Origin of the sequence: Buchnera aphidicola (Diuraphis noxia), assembly GCF_001700895.1 — a bacterium.
GTDB lineage: Bacteria > Pseudomonadota > Gammaproteobacteria > Enterobacterales > Enterobacteriaceae > Buchnera > Buchnera aphidicola_D.
Map to the genome: position 1 here is coordinate 183,360 of NZ_CP013259.1, position 14,660 is coordinate 198,019.

The following is a 14,660-nucleotide window of genomic DNA, read 5'->3' on the forward strand; positions in this document are numbered from 1 at the left end:
AATAAAAACATTAAAAATGATATAATAATTTTAATAAATGTAGATATTTCAATTTTACAGTTTTTTTGAATTATTAAATAAAAAATATATTTTTTATATACAATATGTTAATAAATGGAAAAAATTATGAATGATTCTATTTTAAATAAATTAAAATCTTTACGAAATCGTTTTAAAGAAATTGAAATTTTACTTACTCAAAAACATATTATCTCTAATCAAGAAAGCTTAAAGAGTTTATCTCAAGAATATTTAAAGCTTTCTAAAGTGGTTAAATGTTTTATGAAATGGGAAAAATTAGAACTTGATATTGAAAATATTTACTCTTTATGTGAAGATACAGAAATACAAGAACTAGCAGAAAAAGAATTAATTTTATATAATAAAAAAAAGAAAATTTTAGAAAGAAAAATTAATAAATTATTAATTCCTCAAGATCCTAATGACGAACGCAGTTGTTTTATTGAAATTAGAGCGGCTACAGGAGGAGATGAATCTTCAATTTTTTCTAGTGAATTATTTCGTATGTATACTAAATATGCTGAATCTTGTGATTGGAAAGTTGACATAATGAGTGCTAGTGAGAATGAAAAAGGAGGATTTAAAGAAATAATTGCGAAAATTACAGGAAAAGGTGTATGTGGTCGTTTAAAATTTGAATCTGGTGGTCATCGTGTACAAAGAGTGCCAGAAACAGAATCACAAGGTAGAATTCATACCTCTACTTGCACTGTTGCTATTATGCCAGTCGTACCAAAAACTGAAATGGAAGAAATTCATATGTCTGATTTAAAAATTGATACTTTTCGTTCTTCTGGAGCTGGAGGACAACATGTCAATACGACTGATTCTGCTATTCGAATTACTCATATTCCTACTGGTCATGTTGTTGAATGTCAAGATGAACGATCGCAACATAAAAATAAAGCTAAAGCTTTATCTATTTTATCTGCGCGTGTGCACGCAGAAAAATTACGAAAAACTCATGAAGAAAATGCTTGTATGAGAAAAATTTTATTAGGAAGTGGTGAACGATCAGATAGAAATAGAACATATAATTTTCCTCAAAATAGAATTACAGACCATAGAATTAATCTCACTATATATAAACTAAATGAAGTATTACAAGGAAAATTAGAATTGCTTATCGAACCAATTATACAAGAATATCAAGCGGATTTTCTTTCGTCTTTATCAAAATCTAAATTATGAATATTAAAAATTGGTTAAAACAATCTATTGAAAAATTATCTTTGTGTGATAATCCTAAATATGAAGCTGAATTGTTATTAAGATATGTATCAGGTTGTACTCATAGTTTTATTTTGACTTCTGATACGATAAAATTAAATAGACAAAAATATCAATATTTAAATTATTTAGTTTATCGTAGATCTTTAGGAGAACCTTTAGCTTATATAACGAAAGAAAAAGAATTTTGGTCTTTATCTTTAAGTGTTTCATATGATACTCTTATTCCCAGGCCTGATACAGAAATTTTAGTGGAACAGGTAATATCTAAGATCCAAAAACGACATGCTTTAATTCTTGATTTAGGTACTGGATGTGGAGCTATCGCTTTATCATTAGCTAATACTTGTTCTCATTGGAGAGTTATTGGTGTTGATAAATCAAAAAAAGCTCTTAAAATAGCTCAAATTAATGCATGTAAATTAAATTTAAAAAATGTTTCTTTTTTTTTTAGTAATTGGTTTTCACATATAACTAGTAAATTTCATGTAATTGTAAGCAATCCACCATATATTGGTAAAAAAGATATCAAATATTTAAAGAAAGATATTTTTTTTGAACCTTATATGGCTTTAATATCAAAAAAAAATGGACTATCAGATATCGAAATTATTATAAAAAAAGCAAAGTTTTATTTATTTTCTAAAGGTTTATTGTTTATAGAACATGGATGGCAACAAAAATTAAAAGTACAAAAATTATTTAAAAAACATAATTTTTTTGAAATAAAATCCTATCAAGATTATGGGGGAAATGATCGTCTTACAATCGGAAAAAAAAAATGATAAATAAAATTTTATATATTTCTACGAATTCTTAATATCAACAATCTTGTAATCATAATAAAAGAAAACAATATTATACATTACTATAAAATATATATATAATTATATTATCACTTATGCAATTTAAACTTTTAATTTTTTACAAACATTACGATTATTGAACATATGAAATCTTTTTCTAATATCAATTTTTCTAAAATATCGCTTTTTGAATCTATCATTGCTGTTTCTCAAGTTATTCGATCAGATTTTCCGGCACATGCTGTGATCTCTGAATTAAAAACTAGAATAAAGGAAGCAGAATCCTATATTTCATCTGAATGTACACCAAATAGACAACTAAAAAAATTATTAGAATTATTCTATATTCACTGGAAATTTGGTGGTGCAAGTGGCATTTACAAACTTTCAGATACACTGTGGATTGATAATGTACTAAAAACACGTCAAGGTACAGCAGTGTCTTTAGGCATTGTATTTTTACATATTGCACAAGCATTAAAATTACCATTAAATCCTGTTATATTTCCTACTCAGCTTATTTTAAGAGCAGATTGGATTAATAAGAAAAAATGGTTAATTAATCCGTTTAACGGCGACATATTAGATCAACATACATTAGAAGTATGGTTAAAAGGTAACATTAGTCCTACTGCAGAATTATATGAAAATGATTTATATAAAGCTGAATCTATTACTGTTGTTCGAAAAATGTTGGATATATTAAAATCTGCTCTAATGGAAGAAAAAAAAATGGAATTAGCATTAAATGTAACTAATGTACTTTTAGAAATCGATCCAAATGATCCATATGAAATTCGTGATCGAGGATTAATATATGCACAGTTAGAATGCAATCATGTCGCTTTAACAGATTTAATTTATTTTGTAGAACATTGTCCTGAAGATCCAATTAGTGAAATTATTAAAGTTCAAATTCATTCTATTGAACAAAAAAAAATGATATTACATTAAAATATTTTATGTGTTAAAATATTATTGGTTTATTTCTTTTATGCAATGTATTTAAATATAATTTTTCAATAATTTCTTTACTAGAAATATCTATTTTTTTTCCTTCTAAATAAGAATCGATGTCGTCATATTTGACTCCTAAAACAGATTCGTCTTCTCTTTGTGGATGTTCATCTTCAAGGTCCGCAGTTGGTTTTTTTAAATAAAGATGACTAGGACATCTTAGTTGCTTTAATAAAAGAACACCTTGTCGTTTGTTTAATGTAGAAATAGGATTTATATCTGTTCCGTTATCTCCATATTTTGTAAAAAAACCACTAATAATTTCTGATGCATGTCCTGTTCCTACTACTAAACCATTTTTTACTGCAGCGATACTATATTGTACGATCATTCTTTCTCTTGATTTTATATTTCCTTTTATATGATCTGAAATAATAATTCCAGAGTTTTTTAAAGCTTGTTCATTACTTAAAACTGCATTTTTAATATTTATATTTAGGACACAATCCGGATTTATAAAATTGATTGCATCTTGACAATCTTTTTCATCTTTTTGTATACCATATGGTAAACGTAATGCAATAAATTGATAATTTGTATTTTTTGTCTTTTTTCTTAATTGCTCAATACTAATTTGACATAATTTTCCAGTTAATGTGGAGTCTTGTCCTCCACTAATACCAAGTATTAAAGTTTTTAAATGAATATTGTTAAGTAAATATTTTTTTAAAAAATTAATACGATTTTTAATTTCTATTTCTGGTATAATTATTGCTTTTACTTTTAATAATTTAATAATTTTTTTTTGCATATTCACATTTTTATCCTAATTCTCCTCTTATTAAGAGGATAAATTTATTATTTTTTGATAAATTAAACTTTTTTTAAACACACACTATTATACTAAATAATGGATAAAAAATTGAAAAATTTTATTTTTGTGTTAAATTGTGGAAGTTCTTCTATAAAATTCGCAATATTAAATCCTGATAGTAAAAAAACATATCTTTCTGGTTTAGTAGAATATTTATTTTTACCAGATACATGTATTACATGGAAATATTTAGATAAAAAATATAAACAAATTATAGGTTCAAATATCAATCATAAATTTGCATTAGATTTTATTATAGAAAAAATTTTACTAAAACAAAAAGATATTTTAAAAAATATTGTTGGAATAGGGCATAGAGTAGTACATGGAGGAATCAAAATAAAAAAATCCGTGTTAATAGATGAAAACGTACTGACACATATTCAAGATGCTGCGTTATTTGCTCCGTTACATAACCCGGCTAATTTAATTGGTATTAAAATAGTTATGGAAAAATATCCCATTTTGTCTAAGAAAAATGTAGCAGTTTTTGATACATCTTTTTATAAAGACATGCCCGAAACTTCTTTTTTATATGCGATTCCTTATAATTTTTATGAAAAATATAGGATTAGACGCTATGGAGCTCATGGTATTAGTCATAATTATGTGGCTCGTGAAGCTTGCACTGTTCTAAATAAAAAATTTCATTCCTTGAATATTATAACTTGTCATTTAGGAAATGGATCTTCAATTTCAGGAATTTGTAACGGTGTATGTGTAGATACTTCTATGGGTTTCACTCCTTTAGAAGGATTAGTAATGGGAACAAGAAGTGGAGATATTGATCCTTCTATTATTTTTTTTATGCATAAACAATTAAATATGAGCATTAATGAAATTGAAGAAGTGTTAACTAAAAAATCTGGTTTATTAGGTTTAAGCGGAGTTAGTAATGATTTTCGTTATTTTGAAAAAAATTATCATTTAAAAAAAGAAGCTAAAAGATCTGTAGATATTTTTTGTCATAGACTAGCTAAATATATTGCAGCTTATACATCTTTAATGGAAAATCGTTTAGATGCTGTTGTTTTTACTGGCGGTATTGGAGAAAATGTCCCCTTAGTTAGAAAATTAACTTTTTCTAAGCTATTACTATTAGGTTTTAAGATCAATTCGGAACTTAATTTATCTATGATAGGAGGAAAATCTGGATTAATTACTGAAGTATATTCTCGTCCAGTATTTGTTATCTCAACAAATGAAGAATTATTAATAGCTCAAGAAACCTTAAATATAATTAAAACATAACAATTATGTTTTTAGTTTTTTTATATTGCAATATTATATTAGGATGATTATGTCACGTATTATAATGTTAATTCCTTTAGATAAAGACGTTGGTTTAACTACTATTAGTTTAAGTTTAATATATTTTTTTAAAACAAAAATATTTGATAATAATTCACAAGAATCTATATTATATTTTTCTTGTTTAAATAATTCAAAAAATAATACATCTTTAATTATTAATAAATATTTTTCAAATATTGTAGATATTTTAGACGATATAAACTTTTCTAACAAAATTTTTTATTCTGCAGAATATCTTTTTTTATTAGATAAAATGATTGAAAATATTTATCACAAAAAATCTTTGTATAAGTTAATTTTAATTGAAGGTTTAAAACATCATTTAAATTTTCATTCTGAACAAATAAATTATGATATTGCTCAAAATTTAAGTGCAGAAGTGGTTTTTTTAGTTAATTTAAAAAATGATTCTTCTGATAGTTTTAAAAAAAAAGAACAAGAAATTCAACTATTTTTAAAAAGAAAAAAATTTAAAAATGTTTTAGGTGTAATTTTTAATAAAGTGAATTCCCCTTTTATTAAAAAGGAATATAATTTTATTGAAAAATCAATAATACTAAAAAACGAAAAAGAAAATGAAAAAGGTTTCATAGATCAAAAAATAATATCTAAAAATATTTTCTTTCCAGTTTTAGCTTTTATACCTTGGAATAAAAATATTAAACAAATATATTTAAAGAGTATTTTCAATTTTTTAAATATTTCATTTCTTAACATATCAAAGACAGATGAATCTATTGTTCAAGAAATAATAATATTTGATGAAAGTGTTAATAATATGATAGAAAAACAATATTTTAATACTTTGATAATAGTTTCTTTTAGTCGTATCAATAGCTTTATAAAACTATTTAATTTAAATTTTGATAGAAAAAAAATTATTGGAATTATATTAACAGATGTACAATTAAAATCGAAAAAAAGTATCATAGATTGTTGTAAATGTTTAATTAAAAGAAATATTAATGTTGCTTTTACTACAAAAAATACTATGATGATCTTATGTCAGTTACAAAAATTTAACTTCAATCTTACTGTTCAAAATAAAATTTATATTGATATTTTGCAAAGATATATTTCTAGTTTTTTTTCTAATGAGTTTTTAAAATCGGTAAAAAAACAAGATGATTATAAGATAAAATATTCTCCAAAAGAATTTTGTTATAATTTAAGATTATTATCTAGACAAAATAATAAACGTATCATATTACCTGAGTCATATGAAATTAGAATATTGAAAGCTGTTGTGGAATGTCAAAAAAATAATATTGCTCAATGTGTATTATTAGGCGATCAACAAAAAATTTTTCATATAGCAAATAAAAATAATATTGATTTAAATTCAAATACTGAAATAATTAATCCTAATTTAATCAGAAATAAATATGTTAGTCGATTCTTAGAATTAAGAAAGAAAAAACATATAGATAAAATTTTTGCACAAAAACAATTAAAAGATAATATTATTTTAGCTACTTTGATGCTTGAAAATAATGAAGTAGATGGATTAGTTTGTGGATCCGTTAATACGACAGCTAATACTATACTTCCAGCATTACAATTAATTAAAACTCAAGATAACACTTCGTTGGTATCATCTATTTTTCTTATGTTATTACCAAATAAAGTTTTAATATATTCTGATTGTGCTATTAATATAAATCCAACTTCAGAAGAATTAGCGGAAATTGCTATAAATTCTTCTAATTTCTTAAAAATCTTTAAAATTAAACCTCGTATAGCCATGTTATCTTATTCTACTGGTTATTCAGGACATGGATCTACAGTAGAAAAAGTCAGACAAGCGACTTGTATCATTAAAAACAGACAACCTAATTTGATAATCGATGGTCCAATTCAGTATGATGCAGCAATTTCAAAAACTGTTTTTAAATTAAAAGCGCCTCATTCACCTATCGAAGGTTCTGCTAATATATTTATATTTCCTGACTTGAATTCTGGCAACATAGCTTATAAAGCTGTACAAAGGTCTGCAAATATACTGTCTATTGGTCCTATATTGCAAGGATTAAGAAAACCAGTAAATGATTTATCACGAGGTGCTTCAGTACAAGATATAATTTATACTATTGCTTTGACTTCAATTCAGTCTCTATAAAGTATGTATTATTATTTTTAAATTTTAATTGTGATATCCCCGTGAGGTTGACAACAACAAGGGAAAATATCTTTATTTGTCAATAAAGCAGCCATAGGCTGTTTTATTGAATAAATTATATTCCCTTTTATTAATTCAATGCGACACATTCCACAATAACCGGATCGACATTGGTATGCTATACCAATATTATTTAATTCTAATATCATCAATAATGAAACGTTTTTTTTATATAGAATTTTTTTTTAATATTTATTATTCTAATCACAGATTTATTTATTTTATAGTTGAAATTTTTTAAATTCATTATCAGAAACCTCTGAATCAATTTGTCCAACAAGATATGAACTGATTTCTGTTTCTTGGGGTGCAGTTTGTATATTATCCGAAGTTAACCAAGAATTAATCCAAGGAATAGGATTAGATTTTTTTTGAAAAAGCATTTTAAAACCTATAGCATGCATACGTATATTAGTAATATATTCTATATATTGACAAATTATATCTTTATTTAATCCGAGCATAGAACCATTTTGAAATAAATATTCAGCCCATTTTTTTTCTTGTTCAGCTGCTGAAATAAATATATTTTTAGCTTCTTCTTTACATTGTAAAATGATATTTTTCATTTCTTCGTCGTTTTCTATGTTACTTAAAATATTTAAAATATGCTGAGTCCCTGTTAAATGTAATGCTTCGTCTCGTGCTATTAGTCGTATGATTTTCGCATTTCCTTCCATTAATTCTCTTTCTGCAAATGCAAACGAACATGCAAAGCTAACATAAAATCTAATTGCTTCTAATACATTGACACTGATTAAACATAAATATAACTTTTTCTTTAATAAACTTAAAGTAATATTAATTTTTTTTTGATTAACTGAATGAATTCCTTCACCTAATAAGTGCCAATAGCTTGTCAGTTGTATCAATTCGTCATAGTATATAGAAATATTTTGAGCTCGATCATTAATATGCTTATTTGAAATAATATCATCAAATATTAAAGATGGAGAATTGACAATGTTTCTAATTATATGCGTATAAGAACGTGAGTGAATGGTTTCTGAAAATGACCAAGTTTCAACCCATGTTTCTAATTCAGGAATAGAAATAATAGGTAAAAAAGCTATATTAGGACTTCTTCCTTGAATAGAATCTAATAATGTTTGATATTTTAAATTACTAATAAAAATATGTTGTTCATGTTCAGGTAAATTTTGAAAGTCTATTCTATCTCGAGACAAATCTATTTCTTCTGGTCTCCAAAAAAACGATAATTGTTTTTCAATTAATTTTTCAAAAATATTATATTTTTGTTGATCATATCTCGCAATGTTTACAGATTGTCCAAAAAACATAGGCTCTTTCAGTTGATTATTGTTTTTTTTTGAAAAAATTGTATAAGACATATTGTTATACCTGATAATTAATTTTTTTCTTTAAAAAATATTTTTTAAATATATACAAATTGTTTGATGTTATATAACACATGCACCACTTTCACAAATATTATTTATTACAGACTCAGATATAACGTTTTGATCATCTTTAGAACCATCGTGCACATTTTGATAATACAATGTTTTTAAACCAAGTTTATAAGATAAAAGTAAATCATGTAAAAGTTGTTTCATTGGAATTTTATCATTTACAAATCTTTTTGGATCATAGTGAGTATTTACGGATATAGATTGATCAATGAATTTTTGCATAATACCAGCTAATTCTAAATAACCTATATTATTCGGTATATCCCAAAGTAATTCGTATTGTAATTTTAATTTTTTATACTCCGGAACTACTTGTCGTAAAATTCCATCTTTTGAAACTTTAATACTGACAAATCCTCTGGGTGGTTCAATACCATTAGTTGCATTAGATATTTGAGAAGATGTTTCTGATGGCATTAAAGCAGACAACGTTGAATTTCTCAAACCATATTTTTTAATTTTTTTACGTAATGTAATCCAATCTAGATGTAGTGGTTCATTGCATATTTTATCAATATATTTTTTATATGTATCAATAGGAAATTTTCCTAAATAATAATTTGTTTGATGAAATAAAGCACATGCTCCTTTTTCCTTAGCTAATTGACATGAAGCGTCTAATAAATAGTATTGCATAGCTTCAAAAGTTTTATGAGTTAAATTTTTTGCGCTGCCATCTGAATATCGTACTTTATTTTTCGCTAAATAATACGCAAAATTTATTACACCAATACCTAAAGATCGTCTAGAAACAGATGATTTTTTTGCTGCTAGTATAGGATAATTTTGATAGTCTAATATTTCATCAAGAGCTCGTACAGATAATATAGATAATTCTTTAAATTCATCTAGATTTTGAATTGTTCCTAAATTAAAAGCTGATAATGTACATAGTGCAATTTCTCCATTTTTATCGTATATATTTTGTAGAGATGTAGTAGGTAATGTAATTTCTAAGCATAAATTGGATTGTTTGATCGGAGATAATTTTGGATTAAATGCACTATGTGAATTACAATGATCTACATTTTGTATATAGATTCGTCCAGTAGATGTTCTTTCTTGCATTATTAAAGAAAATAAATCTAATGCTTTAATTCTTTTTTTTCTTATTTTTTTATTTTTTTCGTATTCTATATACATTTTTTTAAATTTTTTTTGATCTGAAAAAAATGTTTCATATAATCCAGGAACATCAGAAGGACTGAATAATGTAATATTTTTCCCTAATAATAATCTTTTATACATTAATTGATTGATTTGAACTGTATAATCGAGATGACGTACTCTATTTTCTTCAATACCTCTATTATTTTTTAAAACTAATAAACTTTCAACTTCAAAATGCCATATTGGATAAAAAATAGTTGCTGCTCCTCCTCTAACACCTCCCTGAGAACAAGATTTTACAGCACTTTGAAAATATTTATAAAAAGGAATACAACCAGTATGAAAAGCTTCTCCATTCCTAATTGGACTTCCTATGGCGCGAATTTTACCAGCATTAATGCCAATTCCTGCACGTTGCGAAACATATTTTACAATAGAACTAGTTGTGGCATTAATAGAATCAAGATTATCATCACATTCAATTAAAACACAAGAACTAAATTGCCGAGTAGGTGTTCTTACACCTGACATAATTGGAGTAGGTAATGAAATTTTAAACGTTGAAATTGCGTCATAAAAACGTTTAATATAATCCATACGAGTATCCTTTGGATACTTAGAAAATAAGCATGCAGAAATTAAGATATATAAAAATTGCGCACTTTCATATATTTTTCCAGTAGTTCTATTTTGTATTAAATATTTACCTTCTAGTTGTTTTACGGCAGCATATGAAAAATTCATATCTCGACAATGATCAATAAAGGAATTCATATGTAAATACTCTTCATAAGAATAATATTTCAATAAATTTTCATCATATTTTCCTAAGTAAACCATGTTTTTTACATGTTCGTATAACATAGGTGGTTCAAATTTACCATAAGCTTTTTTTCTAAGATGAAAAATAGCTAGTCTTGCAGACATATATTGATAATCTGGTGTATTTTGTGAAATTAAATCTGCTGCAGCTTTAATAATAGTTTCATGAATATTAATAGTAGTCATGTTATTATAAAATTGAATACGCGAACGTAATTCAACTTGAGAAACAGATACGTTATCTAACCCTTTAGCTGCCCAATTTAGCACTTTATGAATTTTATCTAAATTGATTTTTTCTTTATTTCCGTTGCGTTTAGTAACAAACAGACTATTTTCCATGTTAATTTTTACTTATTATAAAAGAATGTAAAAAGATATATGTTTAAAGTTTTTTATACGTTTAATATTCAAGTAAATATACTTTTTTTATATAGATTCTACGATTTTTTGTAAAGCAACAACTTTTTCGTTTTTTGATGTTCTGATTAATATTACACCTTGTGTATTTCTTCCTAATACACCTACTTCAGATACTCGTATTCTGACTAGTGTACCTGCATCAGTAATCATGATAATTTGATTTTTTTCTAAAACTTGTATTGCTCCAATAATTTTTCCATTTTTTTTTGTAATTTTTATCGCTATTACACCTTGTGTGGCACGTGATTTGATTGGAAAATCAGTGATTTTTGTCCGTTTTCCATAACCATTTTTTGTTGCTATTAAAATACTACCTTTATTTTTTGGAACAATCAAAGACACTACCTTGTCATTTGGTTTTATTTTAATACCTTTTACTCCTGAAGCAGTTCTGCCCATAGTTCTGACACTATTTTCTAAAAATTGAACTACTTTACCATTTTGTGTGAATAACATAATATTGTTATTCCCATCAGTTAAAGAAACTCCTATAAGTTCATCATTAGAATGTAAATTAATTGCAATAATTCCTGAAAATCTAGGTTTTTTAAATTGACTTAAAGAGCTTTTTTTTACTATTCCCCGAGCAGTGGCCATAAAAATATTCAGATTATCTTTATATTCATATACGGGCAATATAGCTGTAATTCTTTCTTTTTTGCTTAAAGGTAATAAATTAACTATTGGTTTACCTTTCGCATGTCTACTCGATTCTGGTAATTGATAAACTTTTATTGAATATAAAATACCTCTGCTTGAAAAGCATAATATAGTATCATGTGTATTTGCTATTACTAAACTTTCTATAAAATCTTCTTCTTTTATTTTTACAGCTGATTTTCCTTTTCCACCACGTCTTTGAGCATTGTAATCAGAAATGGGCTGATATTTTACATATCCTGAATGCGATAGTGTAACTACAACATCTTCTTGATTAATTAAATCTTCAATATTTATATCAGTATGATTTTCAATGATTTTTGTTCTTCTTTTGTCACCAAAATTTTTTTGTATTAATAATAATTCCTCTTTAATAACTTCAAGCATAGAATTTTTATTTTCAAGAATATTTTGTAGTTGTTTAGAATATTTTATTAACTCATTGTATTCTGTAATGATTTTATTTTTTTCTAAGGTAGTTAATTTATGTAAACGTAAATCTAAAATAGCTTGTACTTGTTTTTCACTAAAAAAATATTGATGTTTTTTTTCAAAAAGAGAAAAAGTATTAATGTTTTGATATTTCCATTTTTTTTTGATTATTAAGTTTTTTGCTTCTATGAAATTATTCGATTTTTTTATTATTTCAATAATTGAATTAATATTGATTAAAGCAATATTTAATCCTTCTAAAATATGAATGCGATTACGTGCTTTTTCCAATTCGAAAAGACTACGTCTTGTAATTATTTCTTGTCGATGAGATAAAAAATTTTTTAAAATTTCTTTTAAAGATAAAGTTTTTGGTTGTCCTTGACATAAAGCAACCATGTTAATTCCAAAAGAAATTTCTAGTTGTGTTAAAGAATATAATTGATTTAAAATTATTTCAGACATGGTTTCTTTTTTTATTTCAATGACAATCCTCATTCCATCTTTATCTGATTCATCACGTAATGCAGTAATACCATCAATACGTTTATCTTTTACCAACTCTGCTATTTTTTCAATTAATCGTGCTTTATTGACTTGATAGGGTATTTCATTAAAAATAATAGATTCTTTTTTACTTTTTTTGTTTTGTTCAATAATATTTTTTGCTCGAATATAAATTTTTCCTTTTCCTGTTCGGTAAGCTTCTTCAATTCCTAATTTTCCATTGATTATACCGGCAGTTGGAAAATCTGGACCTGGAATATATTTTATTAATTCGCTTAAGGTAATATCATTGTTATTTATATATGCCAAACATCCATTAATTACTTCATATAAGTTATGAGGTGGTATATTTGTCGCCATACCTACAGCAATACCTGATGAACCATTAATTAAAAGATTGGGTATTCGTGCTGGAAGAATTTCTGGTATATTTTCTGTTTCGTCATAATTTGGAATATATTCAACAGTGTTTTTTTCTAAATCTTCTAATAACTCGTGAGAGATCTTAGACATGCGAATTTCTGTATATCGCATTGCTGCTGCTGAATCTCCATCTATGGAACCAAAATTACCTTGTCCATCTATAAGCATATACCGTAATGAAAATTTTTGAGCCATTCTTACTATTGCATCATATACAGCTGAATCTCCATGAGGATGATATTTTCCTATAACATCACCTACTATTCTCGCAGATTTTTTATATGCTTTATTCCAATCATTGTTTAATATATACATTGCAAAAAGTATTCTTCTATGCACTGGTTTTAAACCATCTCGAACATCAGGCAATGCTCGACCAACTATTACAGACATAGCATAGTCTAAGTAAGAGCTTTTTAACTCTTTTTCAATATCAACCTGTATGATTTCTCGTGCAGGATATTTCATAAAACTATTATCTCTTTATATGTGAACATAATCAAATTAAGTACAAAAGTATAACATAATTAATCTATTAGATGCATAGAAAGAAAATATTGTCATTAGTGATAAATTTTTAAAAAATAAATTATGTAAAATAAAATTTTTTTTATATTGTTTATTTTTAATGAAAGTATTAATATAAAATATAATCACAATTTTTTGTTAAATAAACTAACAACGAATTGTCAATTCTATAATAATTTATTTAGTTCATTAATTTGACTTTAAAACGAGATCTTATATGAAAGATGAAGAAAAAAATTTAATAAAAAATTTGTTTCATCGTTTAAAAAACACTGAACTCAATTCTTTTGAAAGAGATAATTCAGCCGACGAATTAATTCAAAAACTAGTAAAACAACAACCATTTTCTTCTTATTATATGGTGCAAACAATATTGATCCAGGAAACTGCCATAAATAAAATGAATTCAAAAATTGAAGAATTAAAAAAGAGGATTGAAATATTAAAAACGAAAGAATCTAATAAAAAACCAAGTTTCTTATCAAATTTTTTTAAAAATAGACCTGATTCTCAAAAATTATCTCATGATAACAATATATGGAAACATAATGATAGTCATTTGCAATCTCAGACTTCTAATCCTGTAACACAATCATCACCTATAATAACGGCTAATAGAAATAGTGGATTTCTTAGCAATGCATTACAAACAGCAACAGGTGTTGCCGGCGGTATGATTTTAGGAAATATGTTAATGAATGTTTTTAATCATGCTAATCCGGAAGAAGAAGTTTTTGATACTATTAAAAATAATAATACATCTTTACAACATCATGACAATAATGATATACCAGACAATATTAATCATGATAACTTAGTAAGTTATGAGCAAACTCAACAAGAATTTAATCCAAATACATCTAACTTAGATACTGTTAATAATGATGTTGAAACTACAGATTATGAAGAGATGAATCATGATGACGAGAATTTTCTTTAAA

The 14,660-nt window shown here is 25.4% G+C and carries 10 protein-coding genes and 1 pseudogene; 6 read left to right on the plus strand and 5 right to left on the minus strand.

The genetic code is table 11. The features are described 5' to 3' along the window. Positions 1-126: 126 nt before the first annotated feature. The 3 genes from prfA to sirB1 all read left to right on the plus strand — a co-directional run bounded on the left by prfA (position 127) and on the right by sirB1 (position 3,011). Positions 127-1,212 (plus strand): peptide chain release factor 1, encoded by a 1,086-nt coding sequence (gene prfA / locus ATN01_RS00865; protein ID WP_075433224.1) that lies wholly within the window; start codon positions 127-129, stop codon positions 1,210-1,212. Further along, the gene (prmC, locus tag ATN01_RS00870; RefSeq protein ID WP_075433225.1) at positions 1,209-2,036 is read left to right on the plus strand and encodes a peptide chain release factor N(5)-glutamine methyltransferase; all 828 of its coding nucleotides are present in this window, start codon (positions 1,209-1,211) and stop codon (positions 2,034-2,036) included. Before prfA ends, prmC begins: the two co-directional genes overlap by 4 nt. Before the next feature lie 165 nt (positions 2,037-2,201). Continuing rightward, a complete protein-coding gene (sirB1, locus tag ATN01_RS00875) occupies positions 2,202-3,011 on the plus strand; it encodes an invasion regulator SirB1 (protein WP_075433226.1) in 810 nt (269 codons plus the stop codon). A 13-nt stretch (positions 3,012-3,024) separates the two neighbouring features. On the opposite strand, the gene nadE is transcribed toward sirB1, so the two are convergent. Next, entirely contained in the window at positions 3,025-3,831 is an 807-nt protein-coding gene (gene nadE, locus ATN01_RS00880; protein ID WP_075433227.1) for an ammonia-dependent NAD(+) synthetase, read from the minus strand. Positions 3,832-3,924: 93 nt separating this feature from the next. Between nadE and ATN01_RS00885 the strand changes: the two genes are divergently transcribed. After that, positions 3,925-5,139, plus strand: a complete 1,215-nt coding sequence (locus ATN01_RS00885) for an acetate kinase (protein WP_075433228.1) — start codon at positions 3,925-3,927, stop codon at positions 5,137-5,139. Between the two features lie 49 nt (positions 5,140-5,188). After that, positions 5,189-7,321 carry a phosphate acetyltransferase gene (gene pta / locus ATN01_RS00890; protein ID WP_075433229.1) on the plus strand — a complete coding sequence of 711 codons (2,133 nt, stop codon included), beginning with the start codon at positions 5,189-5,191 and terminating at the stop codon, positions 7,319-7,321. A 17-nt stretch (positions 7,322-7,338) separates the two neighbouring features. Here the strand turns inward: pta and yfaE are convergent. The 4 genes and pseudogenes from yfaE to gyrA form a co-directional block, all read right to left on the minus strand. Then, positions 7,339-7,601: pseudogene (yfaE, locus tag ATN01_RS00895) on the minus strand (class I ribonucleotide reductase maintenance protein YfaE). Between the two features lies 1 nt (position 7,602). Continuing rightward, complete coding sequence (nrdB, locus tag ATN01_RS00900; protein ID WP_075433230.1) at positions 7,603-8,733, minus strand: class Ia ribonucleoside-diphosphate reductase subunit beta; 1,131 nt, start codon at positions 8,731-8,733, stop codon at positions 7,603-7,605. A gap of 69 nt (positions 8,734-8,802) precedes the next feature. Then, positions 8,803-11,088 carry a class 1a ribonucleoside-diphosphate reductase subunit alpha gene (gene nrdA, locus ATN01_RS00905; protein WP_075433231.1) on the minus strand — a complete coding sequence of 762 codons (2,286 nt, stop codon included), beginning with the start codon at positions 11,086-11,088 and terminating at the stop codon, positions 8,803-8,805. 87 nt (positions 11,089-11,175) lie between these two features. Further along, complete coding sequence (gyrA, locus tag ATN01_RS00910; RefSeq protein ID WP_075433232.1) at positions 11,176-13,659, minus strand: DNA topoisomerase (ATP-hydrolyzing) subunit A; 2,484 nt, start codon at positions 13,657-13,659, stop codon at positions 11,176-11,178. Between the two features lie 277 nt (positions 13,660-13,936). Here gyrA and ATN01_RS00915 point away from each other — a divergent pair, with 277 nt between their 5' ends. Then, positions 13,937-14,659 carry a DUF2076 domain-containing protein gene (locus tag ATN01_RS00915; RefSeq protein WP_075433233.1) on the plus strand — a complete coding sequence of 241 codons (723 nt, stop codon included), beginning with the start codon at positions 13,937-13,939 and terminating at the stop codon, positions 14,657-14,659. Position 14,660: the final 1 nt, after the last annotated feature.

Coding starts and splice junctions, on each gene's coding strand:
- prfA (WP_075433224.1), top strand. CDS start 127: ATGAATGATTCTATTTTAAATAAATTAAAATCTTTACGAAATCGTTTT.
- prmC (WP_075433225.1), top strand. CDS start 1,209: ATGAATATTAAAAATTGGTTAAAACAATCTATTGAAAAATTATCTTTG.
- sirB1 (WP_075433226.1), top strand. CDS start 2,202: ATGAAATCTTTTTCTAATATCAATTTTTCTAAAATATCGCTTTTTGAA.
- ATN01_RS00885 (WP_075433228.1), top strand. CDS start 3,925: ATGGATAAAAAATTGAAAAATTTTATTTTTGTGTTAAATTGTGGAAGT.
- pta (WP_075433229.1), top strand. CDS start 5,189: ATGTCACGTATTATAATGTTAATTCCTTTAGATAAAGACGTTGGTTTA.
- nrdB (WP_075433230.1), bottom strand. CDS start 8,733: ATGTCTTATACAATTTTTTCAAAAAAAAACAATAATCAACTGAAAGAG.
- nrdA (WP_075433231.1), bottom strand. CDS start 11,088: ATGGAAAATAGTCTGTTTGTTACTAAACGCAACGGAAATAAAGAAAAA.
- gyrA (WP_075433232.1), bottom strand. CDS start 13,659: ATGAAATATCCTGCACGAGAAATCATACAGGTTGATATTGAAAAAGAG.
- ATN01_RS00915 (WP_075433233.1), top strand. CDS start 13,937: ATGAAAGATGAAGAAAAAAATTTAATAAAAAATTTGTTTCATCGTTTA.